Source organism: Xanthomonas hawaiiensis, assembly GCF_031834635.1.
Taxonomy (GTDB): Bacteria; Pseudomonadota; Gammaproteobacteria; order Xanthomonadales; family Xanthomonadaceae; genus Xanthomonas_A; species Xanthomonas_A sacchari.
Map to the genome: position 1 here is coordinate 59,652 of NZ_CP115873.1, position 15,598 is coordinate 75,249.

17 protein-coding genes are annotated in these 15,598 nt (G+C 68.3%); 16 read left to right on the top strand and 1 reads right to left on the bottom strand.

All coding sequences use genetic code 11. The features are described from left to right. Positions 1–31 precede the first annotated feature (31 nt). Positions 32–490 (top strand): T6SS immunity protein Tdi1 domain-containing protein, encoded by a 459-nt coding sequence (locus tag PG878_RS00285; protein WP_244672484.1) that lies wholly within the window; start codon positions 32–34, stop codon positions 488–490. Positions 491–826: 336 nt separating this feature from the next. Here PG878_RS00285 and PG878_RS00290 read toward each other — a convergent pair whose 3' ends face one another. Further along, complete coding sequence (locus PG878_RS00290) at positions 827–1,504, bottom strand: hypothetical protein (RefSeq protein ID WP_209029961.1); 678 nt, start codon at positions 1,502–1,504, stop codon at positions 827–829. A gap of 81 nt (positions 1,505–1,585) precedes the next feature. On the opposite strand from PG878_RS00290, the gene PG878_RS00295 reads away from it, so the two are divergent. The 15 genes from PG878_RS00295 to PG878_RS00365 all read left to right on the top strand — a co-directional run bounded on the left by PG878_RS00295 (position 1,586) and on the right by PG878_RS00365 (position 15,546). After that, entirely contained in the window at positions 1,586–1,879 is a 294-nt protein-coding gene (locus PG878_RS00295; protein ID WP_244672483.1) for a hypothetical protein, read from the top strand. A 101-nt stretch (positions 1,880–1,980) separates the two neighbouring features. Continuing rightward, positions 1,981–2,262 (top strand): hypothetical protein, encoded by a 282-nt coding sequence (locus PG878_RS00300; RefSeq protein ID WP_209029960.1) that lies wholly within the window; start codon positions 1,981–1,983, stop codon positions 2,260–2,262. A gap of 195 nt (positions 2,263–2,457) precedes the next feature. Then, positions 2,458–2,814, top strand: coding sequence for a hypothetical protein (locus PG878_RS00305; protein WP_209029959.1), 357 nt, complete (start codon positions 2,458–2,460; stop codon positions 2,812–2,814). A gap of 46 nt (positions 2,815–2,860) precedes the next feature. Then, positions 2,861–3,151 carry a hypothetical protein gene (locus PG878_RS00310; protein ID WP_209029958.1) on the top strand — a complete coding sequence of 97 codons (291 nt, stop codon included), beginning with the start codon at positions 2,861–2,863 and terminating at the stop codon, positions 3,149–3,151. A 260-nt stretch (positions 3,152–3,411) separates the two neighbouring features. Then, complete coding sequence (locus tag PG878_RS00315; RefSeq protein ID WP_311186002.1) at positions 3,412–3,921, top strand: hypothetical protein; 510 nt, start codon at positions 3,412–3,414, stop codon at positions 3,919–3,921. Positions 3,922–4,063: 142 nt separating this feature from the next. Then, positions 4,064–4,324: a hypothetical protein gene (locus PG878_RS00320; RefSeq protein WP_209029957.1), complete on the top strand. Its 261-nt coding sequence runs from the start codon at positions 4,064–4,066 to the stop codon at positions 4,322–4,324. 267 nt (positions 4,325–4,591) lie between these two features. Next, complete coding sequence (locus PG878_RS00325) at positions 4,592–4,984, top strand: hypothetical protein (protein ID WP_209029956.1); 393 nt, start codon at positions 4,592–4,594, stop codon at positions 4,982–4,984. Between the two features lie 115 nt (positions 4,985–5,099). Continuing rightward, entirely contained in the window at positions 5,100–5,540 is a 441-nt protein-coding gene (locus tag PG878_RS00330; protein ID WP_209029955.1) for a hypothetical protein, read from the top strand. A gap of 312 nt (positions 5,541–5,852) precedes the next feature. Next, the gene (locus PG878_RS00335; RefSeq protein ID WP_244672482.1) at positions 5,853–6,317 is read left to right on the top strand and encodes a DUF3828 domain-containing protein; all 465 of its coding nucleotides are present in this window, start codon (positions 5,853–5,855) and stop codon (positions 6,315–6,317) included. A gap of 417 nt (positions 6,318–6,734) precedes the next feature. Further along, a complete protein-coding gene (locus PG878_RS00340; protein WP_209029954.1) occupies positions 6,735–9,113 on the top strand; it encodes a TonB-dependent receptor in 2,379 nt (792 codons plus the stop codon). A 703-nt stretch (positions 9,114–9,816) separates the two neighbouring features. Further along, complete coding sequence (locus tag PG878_RS00345; protein WP_311186055.1) at positions 9,817–12,069, top strand: TonB-dependent receptor; 2,253 nt, start codon at positions 9,817–9,819, stop codon at positions 12,067–12,069. After that, positions 12,069–12,359 carry a hypothetical protein gene (locus PG878_RS00350; protein WP_209029953.1) on the top strand — a complete coding sequence of 97 codons (291 nt, stop codon included), beginning with the start codon at positions 12,069–12,071 and terminating at the stop codon, positions 12,357–12,359. The genes PG878_RS00345 and PG878_RS00350 overlap by 1 nt, the downstream gene beginning before the upstream one ends. Further along, positions 12,349–12,621 (top strand): hypothetical protein, encoded by a 273-nt coding sequence (locus PG878_RS00355; protein ID WP_209029952.1) that lies wholly within the window; start codon positions 12,349–12,351, stop codon positions 12,619–12,621. The genes PG878_RS00350 and PG878_RS00355 overlap by 11 nt, the downstream gene beginning before the upstream one ends. Next, positions 12,618–14,165 carry a PepSY-associated TM helix domain-containing protein gene (locus PG878_RS00360; RefSeq protein ID WP_209029951.1) on the top strand — a complete coding sequence of 516 codons (1,548 nt, stop codon included), beginning with the start codon at positions 12,618–12,620 and terminating at the stop codon, positions 14,163–14,165. The genes PG878_RS00355 and PG878_RS00360 overlap by 4 nt, the downstream gene beginning before the upstream one ends. Positions 14,166–14,367: 202 nt before the next feature. Further along, complete coding sequence (locus PG878_RS00365) at positions 14,368–15,546, top strand: GGDEF domain-containing protein (RefSeq protein WP_209029950.1); 1,179 nt, start codon at positions 14,368–14,370, stop codon at positions 15,544–15,546. The last annotated feature ends 52 nt before the right edge of the window (positions 15,547–15,598 follow it).

The window sequence follows — 15,598 nt, forward strand, 5'->3', positions numbered from 1 at the left end:
ATCCTGGCGCGCCATCGCAGCAAGGTTTCCAATGAGCCAGAGTGCAGAGCGCGCCGACGCGACGAACGTCCCGCTTTACTACCTGATCGCGCCGGAATCGCACGAGGTCCTCGGCCCCTGGGCGGACGCGTTCCCGGCGTACACCGTCGTGGTCGGCTATTCGAGCCTCGGTCACTTCTTTCTGCATGACCCGGCCAGCCAGGATTACGCGGTGCTGCACCCGTTCAAGGCCGCCGGCAAGTCCTATGGCGCGCATGCGTCCACTGTGGCGTTCGAGGCAGCCATTTTGCGCGATCCGGGCTTCGAGGCGTACGTGTTGCGCGGCGACCACGTGCGGGCGATCGCGGCGCGTCTCGGCGCGTTGAAGCCGGGTCAGATCTACATCCCGCAGCCGTATCCGATGCTGGGCGGAACGGAAGCGCCCGAGACGTACGACAAGGGCGATGTGTGGGTGTTCGCGGATCTCGTCGCACAAAGCGTGGGCTTGTGACGTGAACCCGAGCGATTTCGCAAGGCATGGCTGATGGGGATGGCGCGCGCAAGTCGTCGATCGACACGTGTGTTGTGCTTGCTCGTCGGCGCGCTACTTGGTGTTGCCACGCTCTGCATGGGCGTTGATCCTGCGTCGCCGGTACGGTCGGGCGCGTGTGTGCTGCTTGCGATCGGCGCCGGCGTCAATGTGGTCTCCGCGTTCCTGGGCAGCGACGCCTGGCGGAGTCGCTTGATCGGGCTATGGCCGGGCATTTGAAGGCGCGCTTTCGAGAACCCGGACGGCACGACATCGCCGCCCGGATCACATGCAACGCGAAAGCCGCAGACGCTCGCCTCAGTGCTTCGCGGCCTTGCGCCGGTACACACCATTGAAGCTCACATTGGCGCCGCCGCACTGCAGGTTGTCCGAGACCACAAGCAGGTCGCCGACCAGCTGCAGGCGGACCTTGCAGTCGTCCTCGCTCAGCTCCAGCCGGTTGCCTTCCGGAAACCCCCGCGCGGTGACGGCGCCGATGTTCGGGCCGCCCGGCCGGTCTTCGGGGCTCGGGTTGGCGCTGGGCCAGTAGGCATCGCCGTTGGCGGTGATGGTGCCGTCGCCGTTGGCGATCAACTGCAATTCGTTGTCCCCGTCGTGCCATTGGCCGACCCAGGCCTGCGGCTTCGGTGCAGCCGTCGCCGGCAGTGGCTGCACGCTGGACGACGCGACCCAGCCGGCGCTGCCGCCGACCTTGTTGGGGTAGAACGCGCAGACGAAGCCGCCCTGGCGTTGCGCGAGGATCACCGTGTCGTCTTTGACCACATAGGCGCGCTGCCGGCACGCGGTCTCGCCCTTGGCCGGGCAGCCGTCGTCGTCGTTGAGCAGGTACAGGCGCGGCACCGCGACCTTGGCGAGCGAGAACCCGGCCGTGCTCATGGGGAAGCCGCCGTTGCGGCACATCGCCGCGTCCTCGTCCGGCGCCGCGTAGGCCAGTGCGGGAACCGCCAACAAGGCGAGCAGCCAGGTCTTGTGCATTAGAGTCGCTCCAAAGGTGGGGCGACAGTGTGGTCGATGGCGGGTGAACCTGTGGCGAGCGAACCGGCAGGCGCGGGCGTCGTGGCGCCTGCCGGGCATTGCCGCCACGGTGCGCAGTGGTCCAGCCGCACGCCATTCGCGTGGCGTCGCCGACGCGGAAGAACCTGGAAGCTCAAGCGCGGCGACTGGCAGATCGTCGGCCAGGCGCCGCTGCCTGGCGACATCGGAGACCTGCTGACCTTCCACATCGCCGGGGAACTGCACGAGGGCGACAGCTTCGTGCGGATGCTGTCGGTGGACGAGTACGCCCGCTATCGGTCGATGTCGGTGCTTGGATTCGAGCTGGTGCACCGGCTGCTCAGCGGCAGCCAGTGAGCCGTTGACGGCCACCGGCCGCTCGGCGAGCATCGCAGGCAGGCTCAACGCATGGGGCGTAGCCGGCGCCGTACATCACGCTGTTTGGATCAGGTGACACCATGCCCGCAAGCCTGTTGACCGAGGTCGTCCTGCGCCCGCTGCTGGAGATCGTGCTGTACGGGCTGTGCTATGTGGTCGGCATGATCGTGGTGCCGGCGTTCTCGTTCGGCTACTACAGCGTCGAACCGTGGAGCAGCAAGCAGCGCAGGAAATCCGGCAAGCGCAGTGCCTATCTGGCGCCTCGCGTGGTTTCGGCCGACACGGCGGCCTTCTGGGGCGGGTTCGCCCTGGTGGGCTTTGGGCTGTTGGGCTATGCGCTGTGGCAGGCGGCGGGGAGCTGACGCCAAGGCTGGGTGGGGCAAAAGGAGTAGTTGGATCGCCTAGCAGAACAGCCATGACACAGTCCGCGGCACCGTCCTCATCCATGCGCTACATGCGTCATGCAAACCGATTGAGTCCTGGCTGAGCAAGCGGCATCTAGAGTGCCCTTATCTTGCCTCGCCATGCCTCTGCTTCATCCATATCAACATCGCTCTATGAAGGTCTACGTGATGGCAAAGGATTTATACTGCTGGCGTTGCGACAAGGTGGTGGCAATGCTGGACGATGCAGAATGGGAAACCATGGATCCTGCATTGACCGAGTCGCTCTACGATATTCAGGAGCTCCGGCGGCAGAATGGAATCTCCTTGCATGAAGCGCTGGCAATGCCATACGGACAGCGGGCGCGCCAGCTCTATCACGAATTGACCGGGCGGACCGAGACCAATCCGGCCGTGATCTGGCATCATCGCCTGTCCATCTACGGCCCCCCGTGCCACGTCTGCGGAAAGCCATTGCGAACGCCGCGGGCGAAGCTCTGCGCCGCGTGTGGCAAGAGCAAACCCACTTGACCCGCCTGGCTGCACGCGATTGCATCGGGCTTGCCGGTATACGCTGGTGGATGTCGGCGACAAAGGAATACACATACGAGATCCAGAGAGAATCGATGGCGTCCTCGCCGGGGTGAAGGAGGCATGGCAGCGCGATCCTGATCTGCGTCTCGGCCAATTGATGATGATTGTGGTAAAGCCCGAGTTGCCGTGTCGCGAAATGTTCTACATCGAAGACGACGCATTACTGTGGTGTCTGCGGAACGATGCGGATGTGCGTCGCGTCGCATCTAAACGCCGTCGTGATGAAATGCTGACCTTGCGGTGCGCGGTCAGCGAGGCGCTGCACCACATCTGAGACCCAATCGGCATCGCAGGAACACCGCAGGCACGCGACGAGTACGATGGTTATGTCGTGCCGATCTGCAGTCTGCTCTGGCAGGGTGCTGACCATCCGGCGCTGGTCTGTCATCTGCTGCAGCTCAGCGAGCAGGGTATGGGTCTTCCCGCAATGCAAGAACAGGCCGCACGGGCGGTAGACAGATTGCTGGAGTGGCGTGAGATCGCGACAGCCTGAGTAAGGAGCGCTATCCGCGACCTTGGCTATACGGCGCGCCTGTGCCAACGTTGCATGGCGATGCTCGACTCCCTCGCAATCGACTGCACCTGACCCTTATGCCCCATTCCGGTACCTGCTTCATCACCCGACACACGCTGTCAGCGCTGCGCGATCAGATCGACGAACGCCCGGAACTGGAGATGGCGTTGGAGTGCATGATCGAGGTGGAAGAGGAACATTTCCCGGACCCTCCGACCTTTGCGGCGCTGTCGCATCTGGCGCAGTGCACGGCGTGCCAGGCCTGGAGAACCGCCTGGATGGACGCGCAGTTCCCGGAGCGTGTGGTGTGGCGCAAGCGAATCGCTAGCTACTGCTGCAGCAGCATGTTCGCCGCGGTGACCAAGCCGGACAGGACGGTACGGATCGGGTTCGAGCTGTTCCGTGGCGAGGATCCGACCTGGTACCTCAATGACGCGATCTGTGTGCGGTTCTGTCCGTGGTGCGGGCAGCGCCTGCCCGATCAGCCGTTCGAGCCGGATCTGGAGCCCGAGCCGGAGCAAACACCGTGACACTGTGCCGCCGCCGCGGCGCCATGACGGCTTCAGGGCTGCCGCGACGGTCGCTCGTCCTGTGTCTCCTCAACCGGCCTGCTGATCCGTCATACGACCACGCCGCCTGCCGCGTGGAGCCGTCGCCGCATGGCGGTGTGCGATGAAGCAGCGCCTGCTCGCCCTCGCGATCGCGCTGCTGTCCGCCGGTTGGGTGCTGCCGCTGTGGTGCGGTGTCGAGGCGTGGCTGACGTTCTGGCAACGCGGGGGCACGGCGTCGCTGCAGCGTGGTCCTCCTGATGACTCCTTTCCGTACCTGGCCTTCGCCTCGGCCTGCTGCAAGGTCGCCAGCGTCTGGCTTGCCGTTGCAATCGGCATCTGGGCGTATCTGGGCGCGCGTGCCTGTCTACGGCGGATGCGATGAGTTGTCATGCACGCGTGCTGCAATGGGTCCGGCCGGTCGCTGCACCACGGTGTCCGGCCCCGGTGGCCGGGCGTTGCGAGAGACGCCCATGTGCCGCAGGCGGCGGTGCCGGCCGCCACCGCGTTGCATGACGTGCCGCACCGCTGTCCACCTGGACGACCGTGCGTGCGTTACCCTCCTGGACCGCCCATCCGCGCCTGCTCGCCCTGACGCAGCTGCGCCGATGCGTGCGTCCGCCTTCCGATCGTTCGAGAGTCAAGCTGCCGCATGCATCCTGTCATCCACTTCCGCTCCCGCCTGCTCGAGGTGAGCGCCGAGCCGGAGAATCCGATCAATCCGATCCGCGGCAGCTCGCTGCTGGACTGGCTGCGCGTGCGCGTCGGCGACAGCATGGTGCTGTCCGAGCCGGATCCGGAAGATTGGGGTTGGGCCTCCGAAGCGGAATGCCAGGGGCGCACCTACCTGGTCGGCGCCTACGCCGAAGAAGAGGTCGATGGCAACCATACCTGGATGCTGCAGATCGAGAAGGAGCGCTCGTTCTGGGAGCGCCTGCTCGGCCGCCATGCGATGCGCGACGACGATCCGTGCTTTGCGCGGCTGCATGCGCTGATCGCCGCCGAACCGCGGTTCACCGACCTGGTGGTGGAACGCGAACCCTGACGGCCTCCGTTTCGATGGCGGCGCAGCACGCTGCGCGACAGTGGACGCCTGGCTGCAGCACGCCCGCCATCGTGCTTGGGTATGCTCGCAGGTCCGTCTACGTCCGCGTGCCCCGATGCCGAGTCGAACCCTGTCGCTGTTCCCGCTGCTGCTGATCGGCATCGCGCCCGCGCTGATGGCGGCGCCCAAGCACTGCCTGCCGTACGGGCCGACCCAGGTCACCCTGTCCGGCACGCTGGCGCCATCGCCCAACGAGTCCGCGGCGCCCACCGCGCCGCATGCCCATACGCATGCCGACGCCGCAGCGGCAGCGACCCAGGAAGAGGTGCTGATCCTGCCGCAGCCGCTGTGCGTGGCGGCGTCGGCGGACGGGCGCCAGCCGCGGCACGAGCAGGTGCGCCGGTTGCGGCTGGCGGTCACCGCGGACCAGGCGGCGCATCTGCGCGAGGAAGGGAGCGGCCAGGTGGTGCGGGTCACCGGAAGACTGGCGCATGCGCCGGCCGGCCCGGACGCACCGCCGCTGCGCCTGAGCGTGCTTGGGGTGGACAGCGACTGAAGGATGCCCTGGTGACGCGCTTTCGCTGCGATGTAGCGGCATGTGGCGTGGCCTTGTAGGAGCGGCTTCAGCCGCGACGAGCATGCCCGGTAAAAGCCTGTCGCGGCTGAAGCCGCTCCTACGTGGGTGGAGTCCCGGTGAAATCGGATGTCTCCTGTTCCTAGGCATCTGGTTGCTGCGGCCACGCCGGCCGCTGGCGCACGAGGCAGCGCTCGCATTGACGGCGCGCAGTGGCTGACCGAGGATCGCCATGCCGCACCTGGCGGCCCGAGGTGGCAGCGATCCATGAGGGGAATGCGCGTTCTATGTGCGATGAGTCTGTGGCTGAGCGCGTTCGTCGCCATCGCGGACGAGTCGCCGGCGCGCACGGTCCAAACGTTCTATAGCTGGGCGATCGCGCCCGAGCACGCCGACGGAGACGTTGCGCAGGTCCGGCAGCTGCTGGGGCGGGACTTGTTCGCGGCGCTGCAGGCGCAGCGCGCCTACGAGGCGGCCTGCGCCAAACGGGTGCCCGCAGACGTCAAGCCGCATATGCTCGACCAGAGCCCGTTCTTCCTGTGGCCGGACCAGCCGACTGCGCTGGTCTCGACGACCGCCCAAGTCACCGGCAACACCGCGCAGGTGCGCGCCCGCCTGGCCGTCGATAACCAGCAATGGACGGACACGGTGGTGCTCGGCCGCCAGGACGATCGCTGGGTGATCCTCGACATCGCCTGGCAGGAAGGAACGCTCACCCGACGCCTGGCCGAATTTGCCGCACAGCCATGCACGCAGTGACGTCACCAGCGTAAACGGACACAGCGTTCGGATCCCTATCGTTTCTCCGTGCCTGCCTCCACCACGCCAGGAATCGGCGTGACCGCGGGAAACGCATCGCGCAGCAGGTCCACGCCCTGTTGTGCAGCATCGGCTGCGCCAAGTCGATCGGCCGTGGCCGGGGTTCTGCACGGCGTCGTGACGTGCAGAGCCGACCATGTGGCGGGTGCATGCAGGTCCGCGGATGTCCGCTGCAGCGGCTTTGCGCGACGTCGGACGGTCACGCGCCGTCGCCTCGTGCGTCCTGCGCTGCCATTGCAATGGCGGTGCAACACAGACGACATATCGTGCCGCGCTGCGCCATCGTATGGCGCATGCCGTCGCGGGCTGCTGCGCAAGCCGAACGGACTCGATTCTGCGCGCTCACAAGGATCCGACATGCTGCTCTCCTCTCTCTCCCCGCGGCCGCTGACCGCGCGCGCCGCGCCGGCCCGTACCCGCCTGGCGCAGGCCTGCGCCGCCCTGGTGCTGGCCTCGGTCGCCGCCGCCGCCGCCGCGCAGGACAGCGCGCCGTCGCTGGCCGGCAGCGAGACCCGCCCGGCCAATGCCGCCGGCAATGGCGATGCGGCGACCTCGCTGGACACCATCATCGTCACCGCCGAGCACCGCGAGCAGAACCTGCAGGACGTGCCGGTGTCGGTGGGCGTGGTGCAGGGCGAGGCGATGCGCGACTTCACCGCCGGCGGCGACGACACCCTGCTGGCGCTGTCCGGCCGCGTGCCCAGCTTCTACGCCGAGACCACCACCGGCCGCATCTTCCCGCGCTTCTACATCCGCGGCCTGGGCAACATCGACTTCTACCTCGGCGCCTCGCAGCCGGTGTCGATCATCCAGGACGATGTGGTGCTGGAACACGTGGTGCTGAAGTCCAACCCGGTCTACGACGTGGACCAGGTGGAAGTGCTGCGCGGCCCGCAGGGCTCGCTGTTCGGCCGCAACACCACCGCCGGCATCGTCAAGTTCGACAGCATCAAGCCCAGCGACGACTACACCGGCCGGGTCACCGCCAGCTACGGCAGCTACAACACGGTCTCGGTCGACGGCGGCATCGGCGGCCCGATCAACGACGTGCTCTCGTTCCGCGTGTCCACCCTGTACCAGCACCGCGACGACTGGGTGGACAACACCTACAGCGGGCCCAGCGCCGATGGCACGGTCACCCCGAAGAAGGACGCGATGGGCGGCTACGACGACCGCAACGCGCGCCTGCAGCTGCTGCTGAAGCCGAGCGAGAACCTCTCGCTGCTGGGTTCGTTCCATACCCGCGACTACGACGGTACCTCCACCCTGTTCCTGCGCGGCGCGCTGACCAAGGGTTCCAACAAGGTCGACGTGCCGCGTGACCAGGTCGCCTACGACGAGGCCCACGACAACCCGCAGGCGTACAAGACCCACGGCGCCTCGCTGAAGGCGATCTACGACTTCGGCGGCGTGTCGCTGACCTCGATCAGCGCCTACGAGACCACCTCCGGCTACAGCCGCGGCGACACCGATGGCGGCGCTGCGGCCAACTTCCCGGTCAACGGCGTGCCCAACGGCTACGGCCAGTCGATGGGCCAGGTGCGCGACCTGGACCAGTACACCCAGGAACTGCGCCTGGCCAGCGAAGGCGACGCCCCGCTGCAGTGGCAGGCCGGCGCGTTCTACTTCGATGGCAAGGACACCACTGATTTCTACCAGCGCGCCTACTTCCTGCAGACCGCCGCGCGCAATCCCAACAACTGGGTACGCCTGCACAACAGCAACACCTCCTGGGCCGGCTTCGGCCAGCTGACCTACAAGGTCACCGACGCGCTGACCCTGACCGCCGGCGTGCGCCAGACCCGCGACAGCAAGGAGACCAAGCTGCTCAAGACCGCCGACACCGCAGCCGGCGTGGTCACCTACAAGGGCCGCCGCGACGTGCGCCTGGCCGACACCCAGCCGAGCTGGGACCTGAGCGCGATGTACGAGATCAACCCGAACGTCAACGTGTACGCGAAGGTCGCCCGCGGCTTCCGCGGCCCGACCATCCAGGGCCGTTCGGCGGTGTTCAATTCCGACTTCACCACCGCCGATTCGGAAACCATCCTGTCGTGGGAAGCGGGCATCAAGAGCAACCTGTTCGACAACCGTCTGCGCCTGAACGTCACCGGCTTCACCTACACCGTCGACGACATCCAGCTCAACGGCAACGACTCCAACGGCAACGGCGTGCTGTTCAATGCCGACAAGGCCAAGGCCTATGGCATGGAAGCGGACCTGGACTGGCGCCCGATCCCCAACCTGTCGCTGACCGCCGGCCTGAGCCTGCTGCACAGCGAGATCCAGGACAAGCGCGTGTACGCGCAGGTGTGCGGCCTGAACGGCGTGGTGGTGTGCACGGTGAAGGATCCGACCATCCGCATCGGCAGCAACACCTTCGCCCAGATCGACGGCAACCCGCTGCCGAACGCGCCCAAGTACAACGTCAATCTGGCCGCACGCTACGACATCCCGGTCAACGACGGCGGCGCCTTCTTCGTCGCCACCGACTGGAACAAGCAGGGCTACACCAGCTTCGTGCTGTACGACAGCACCGAGTTCACCTCCAACGGCAACTTCGAGGGCGGCCTCAAGCTGGGCTACACCGGCAATTACGGCGCATGGGAAGTGGCGGCGTTCGCCCGCAACATCACCAACGAGAAGAACCTCAAGGGCGTGATCGAGAACTACATGGCGGCCGTGTACAACGAACCGCGCATCGTCGGCGTCTCGTTCAACCTGCACTGGCACTGATCGCAGGCATTGCAGCATACGCGCCGGCAGCACACGCAGGCGCCAGCGGGCGGGAGGGCGAAAGCCCTTCCGCCCGTTTGCGTTTGGCAGCATAAGTTGCCGAGGCTGTAACCATAGCCATAGCCATAGCCGTTGCCGTTGCCGTTGCCGTTGCCGTTGCCGTTGCTTGGCCTTGGCTTTAGCTCTTGATTTACCGGGTCCCCTTCCGAAGCGGCGGCCATCGCGGGGATCCGCGGCAGGGGCAGGATGCCCCTTCCGCGGATCCCCGTGATGGACGCGGACCCGGAGCGCGCAGCGCGGAGGGCGCGAGGCAGGGCGCGCTTTCTTTTGGTTACCTTTTCTTTGCGCGAGCAAAGAAAAGTAACTCGCCGCCAGGCGAAAGCCTTTGCTCTTGCTTCAAGCCAGAGCGCTGGACAAGAACAACCGTAGGAGCGGCTTCAGCCGCGACCTTCGCGGTAAAGCCCGGTCGCGGCTAAAGCCGCTCCTACGACCGCCGCGACCGCCCGCGACCCAACCCCGCAGCCCGAGCAAACCCGCCACCCATCCCAAATCCCATAGCGCCCCCGCCCCCGCTCTGCTAAAGTCCGCGCCCAGCGCTGCCGCGTCCGGCAGCCGGGCACAGCCGCCGCCATGCCTTCAACCGTGCGTCTTTCGGGGGGAGTGGTGCATGCGCGTCGCGCGATCGGTGTTGTCCTTGTCTGTCGTGTCCATCCTGCTGGGCTGGGCGCCCACAACGCGCGCCACTAGCGCCGAGGCCGCGCCTCCCCCCGATCCCACCACCCTCGACCAGATCGTCGTCACCGGCGAGAAGAGCGGCCGCAGCGTGCAGGACACGACCAGCTCGGTCGCCGTCACCACCGAAGCGCGCATCGAGCAGGAGAACCTGCAGAACGCCTACGAGGTGTTCAACCGCACCGCCAACATGGCCCAGACCTATGGCGACGCCGGTTTCAGCATCCGCGGCATCCGCAACATCGACGGCGGCAGCGATGCGCCGCTGGCCACCATCTACCTGGACGGCGCCGCGCTGCCGTGGAAAGCGATCAGCTGGGCGCCGCTGAGCCTGTGGGACCTGCAGCAGGTGGAAGTCCTGCGCGGCCCGCAGTCCACCCTGCAGGGCGAGAATGCCCTGGCCGGCGCGATCGTCCTGCGCAGTGCCGAGCCGACCATGGACTGGCAGGGCAAGCTGCGGGTGCTGGCCTCCGATCCGTCCGACCGCAGCGTGGCCGGTGCGGTCGGCGGCCCGATCGTCGCTGACGAACTGGCGTTCCGCGCCTCGGTGGAGCAGCGCAGCTTCGACGGCTACACCTGGAACCTCACCCGTCAGGCCGCCGACGACGCACAGGTCTCGGCGATCTACCGCGGCAAGCTGCTGTGGACGCCGTCGGCGATCGCCGGGCTGAAGGTGCAACTGGGCTATACCCGCTCGCACCGCACCGGCCCGTACATGTACAGCTACGTGCGCACCGATCTGCCCGACTATTTCGCGCACGGCTATACCACCAACAACACCCCGGACCGCACCCGCAGCGACAGCGATATCGTCACTCTGCAGGCCGACTACGCGCTCTCCGCCGCCTGGTCGCTGTCCTCGGTCAGCGCCTGGAACAAGGTCACCTCGTCCAGCATCTGGGACATGGACCATGGCCCGGACAATGCCGGCTACGCGCGGCGCCAGCTCGACGACACCACCGCCTCGCAGGAACTGCGCCTGCACTACGCCGGCACCGCGGTGCAGGGCCTGCTCGGCGCGTACTGGGCAAGGCACGTGGAAGACAACGACGCGCAACTGCTGAACAACGTCGCCACGCCGACCACCACTATCGCCGGCCTGCTGCGCAGCGCCGGCTTTCCGGCCGCCACCGCCACCGCGATCGCCACCCGCTACGCGCAGGCGCTGCCGGTGATTCCGGTCGACTACGTCAGCGCCAGCCCGACCCGCTCCAGCAACCGCGCGCTGTTCGCCGATGGCCAGTGGCAGGTCGGCAGCGGCTTCTCGCTGCTCGGTGGCCTGCGCTACGACCGCCAGCGCTACGCCATGGCCTCCGACACCAGGGCTGCGTTCGCCGGCCGCTATCCCGACCCGGCCGCCTTCGCCGCCAGCGGCACCGCGTTGTATCGGGCCATCGTCGCGATCAACCAGGGCGTGGCCGGCATCGTGCGCTCGGCCAACGGCGAGGTGGCGTGGAACACGCGCGACTTCGACGCGCTGCTGCCCAAGCTCGGCGTGCGCTACGACTGGAGTCCGGACCTGTCGGCCAGCCTGGTGGTGCAGCGCGGCTACCGCTCCGGCGGCTCCAGCTTCAACTCGGCGCGCAGCCAGGCCTTCCCCTACGATCCGGAATACACCTGGAACTACGAGGCCGCGCTGCGCTCGCAGTGGCTGGACCGGCGCCTGACCCTCAACGCCAACGCCTACTACATCGATTGGAAGGACAAGCAGACCACCGCCTACTTCGGCCTCAACAGCTTCGACTTCAACACCGTCAACGCCGGCCGCGCGCATCTGTACGGCGCCGAGCTGGAGGCCAGTCACCGCCCCAGCGAAGCCTTCGACTGGTACGGCTCGCTGGGCTATGCGCGCACCCGCTACGACAGCTTCGCCACCATCGCCGGCGCCTCGGTCATCGACTACGCCGGCCGCGAGTTCGCCTACGCGCCGCACTGGACCGCGGCGCTGGGCGGCAACTGGCGCTTCGCCGACGGCTGGCTGGCCAACCTCAACGCCAGCTTCCGCGACCGCGTGTACACCGATATCGGCGCCGGCGCCGTGCAGCTGGCGTCGCGCACCGTGGTCAACGCCAAGTTCGGCTACGAGACCCTGGACTGGAGCGCGTGGATCTTCGCCAACAACCTGCTCGACCGGCAGTACGTGCAGTATCGATGGGCCACCGATCCGGTCGCGATCCTGGGCGCGCCGCGCGTGGTCGGCATCGGCTTCGAGGCACGCTGGTGATGGATGCCTTGGCCACCGCCGGCTATCTGCTGGCCGCCGCGCTGGCGGCGCTGGCGTTCTACCTGGCTACAGCACACCAGCGGCTGCGCCCGGCCTGGCGCCGGCACGCGCGCGCGCTGCGCGTGGCCGGCACGCTGCTGTGCGTGGCGGCACTGGGCGCGGCGATCGCGGCGCTGGGCGTGTGGGCCGGCGTCTTCGCTGCGCTGAGCGCGACGATGCTGGCGGCGGTGGCCTTGCCGTATCTGGATGCGTGGCGGCAACTGCATCGAGGGGCTGGCGATGTGGGCTAGGTGGCTGGCGGCGATCGTGCTGGGCCTGCCGCTGGCGGTGGGCGTCATCGGCTTGTGCGTGCTGCTGTGGCCGGGCAATCTGCAGGTGCATACGCTGCCCTGGCTGCTGCTGGTGTTCCCGGTATGGGTCGGCGCGATGTCGCTGGCCTTCGTGTTCCGCAGTGGCGCGCGCGCGTGGCTGTGGCTGGGCGGTGCGACCGTGCTGTGCTACGTGGCGCTGTTCCTGCTCAAGGCCGGCCATCTCGTGCAGGTGACGCCATGAAGGCCGCGACCTTGCGCCAGTTCCTGTCGGCGCACAGCTGGATGGGCCTGCTCGCCGGCATGGCTTTGTTCATCGCCTTCTACGCCGGGGCGATCAACGTGTTCACCCACGACCTGGAGCAGTGGCCGCGGCCGCCGGCGATGCATGCCCCGACGCTGCCGCCGGAGCAGGCCGCGCAGGCGCTGGCCGATGCGGTGCTGGCGCGGCATCCGGCGCTGGCCGAGTCCTACACGCTGATGCTGCCCGGCGAAGGCCGCGCGTTGCCGCAGCTCTATGCGTTCGGGCCGGCCGCACAGCAGGCCTTCGGCGGCATGGTGCAGTTCCAGCCCGGCGCCGATGGGCAACCGGTGCAACTGCCGCAGCGCAGCGGCTTCGTCGATTTCCTGTACGACCTGCATTTCACCGCCGGGCTGCCGCGCACCTTCGGCACCTATCTGTTCGGCGTGGTCTGCCTGCTGTACGGGCTGGCCTTGGTCAGCGGCGTGGTGCTGTACGCGCCGGTGCTGCTCAAGGACCTGTTCGCACTGCGCCGCGGCCGCAACGTCAAGCGCCTGTGGCAGGACGCGCACAACGCCATCGGCATGTTGTCGCTGCCGTTCCACGTGATCTTCGCCTGGTCCGGCGCGGTGCTGACCCTGGGCGTGCTGCTGCTGGCGCCGTTCCAGTACCTGGTGTTCGACGGCAAGCTGATGCAGGTGCTGCAGCCGGACTTCGAACTGGCCCCGCACGTGCAGCCCGCGCATGTGGCCGCACCGATGCTGCCGGTGGCCGAGCTGGTGGCGCGGGCGCGCGCGGCCAATCCCGGCTTCGTGCCGGAGAGCCTGTCCTTCCACGACGCCGGCGACGCCAACGCGCAGGTGGAACTCTACGGCCACCAGGACCAGCGCCAGCTCAACAACCTCGGCGGCGTGGCGCTGCGCGCGGCCGACGGCGCCGTGCTGCGGGTGCTGTCGCCGCAGACCATGTCGCCAGGTGTGGCCGCGCTGCGCGGCCTGCAGACCCTGCACTTCGGCAACTACGGGCGCTGGCCGCTGCAGTGGCTGTACTTCCTGCTCGGGCTGGGCGGCGCATTCCTGTTCTACAGCGGCAACCTGCTGTGGGTGGAAGCGCGGCGCAAGCGCCGCCAGGTCGCGCAGCCATTGCGTACCCACGTGATGGCGCGGTTGACCACTGGCGTGTGCCTGGGCTGCGTGGCCGGGGTGTCGGCGCTGTTCGTGGCCGCGCGCCTGTTGCCGCCGGGGATGGAGCGTGGCGCGTACTACGCGGTGTTCGCGCTCGGCGTGGCCTGGGCACTGTTGCGGCCGACCGCCCGCGGCGCCTACGAACTGCTGCTGGCCTGCGCGGCGCTGACCGCGCTGGTGCCGCTGGCCGGATTGCGCGGCGCCGCCGGCTGGGTAGCGCCGTGGAGCAGCGGCACGCTGCTTGCGATCGATGCCTGCGCGCTGGTGTTGGCCTGGGCCTATTGGCAGATGGCGCGCGCTGCGTACCGTCGTGGGCAGGGCGGCGATCCGTACAGCGTGTGGGCGTTTCCGCCGCCGCGCTGACGCGCCACAGGGCGCGCCATGCGGCGCAGTAGGGTGCCGCTGTCACGCAATCGATCGCTGCGAAAGTGGACAATCGCGCGCCGGTGCTTTTTCATGGTCTCGACGTGGGCACCGCAGCGTCCGCACGAAATGGAGTCGGGTTGCACGACCTGATGTGACCTGCTCCGCACTTCGCGCCGCGCTGCCGTCGACAGGGGACTGCATGCACGAGCGTTACCAGGAGCCACACGACACGCCGCCGGGCGAGGCCTACGCGGCGCAACTGCGCAAGGGATTCGCCGCGCTGCGTTTCGATCCTCCGCTGGAACGGGCGTACCGCCATTACACCGCCACCACGCTGGGCTTCGCGCAGCGCGTGGCGGCCTCGTTGGGCGTGTTGATCGCGCTGCTGCTGTTGGGCTGGGATGCGGTGCATTTCGGCTGGCGCGGCGGTGGCGGCCTGCTCGGCTATGCGATCGCGGTGCGCGCGGCGACCCTGCTGGCGCTGCTGTGGGTGGCGGCGGCGATCCACCGCGCCGACACGCACGGTCCCGGCCTCGCCGCGCTGCTGCTGCTGGTCGGCGGGACCGGGCTGGTGCTGTCGAGCATCGGCTACCCGCCGCAGGAACTGCGCTACGCGGCGGCGGTGATGACCCTGGTGCTGGTGGCCGGCTTCTTCCCGCTGGGCCTGGCGCTGTGGCAGAGCGTGGCGGTGGCCCTGCTGCTGTGCGCGATCAGCGCCGCCGCCGGCCACCTGCTGCTGGACGGCGCGGCCCGGGACGCCTACCTGCGGCTGCAATGGTTGCTGTGGACGGCGGTGCCGGTCGGCGCAGTCGGCGGCTACCTGCGCGAACACTCGCGCCGCGAAGGGTTCCTGCAGCGTCGCGTGCGCGACGACGAGGCCTTGCGCGATGCCCTCACCGGCCTGGGCGACCGCCGCCGTTTCGACGAACACCTGGCGGTGGCGCTGGCCGAGCGCGGGCGCCTGCAGCGCGGCCTGGCGCTGATCCTGGTCGAACTGGACGGATTCGCCGCCCTGGTGCAGCGCGCCGGTGCCGGCGCCGGCGACCGTGCGGTGCTGGAGGTGGCCGAGGCCATGCAATGCCTGCTGCGACCGCTGGACGTGGCCATGCGCATCGGCGCCAACCGCTTCGCGCTGGTGCTGTACGACGCCAGCGGCGCGCACCTGCGCCAGGTGGCGCCGGCGCTGCGCGACATGGTCGAGGTGATGGCGATCGCGCAGGACGCGGCGGATGCGCAGGCGCTGACGGTCAGCGTGGGTGCGCTGCTGGCCACGCCCGAGGACACGCCGGCCACGCTGATGCAGCGCGCCGAGGCCTTGCTGGACGCCGCGCGCGCCGTCGGCAACCGCGTGGTGCTGGCCGAGGACACCGGTTGGTAGCGCAGTGATCCGGCGCAGCAGCCCTCGCGACTGACGCCGCCGCAGCCGCCGC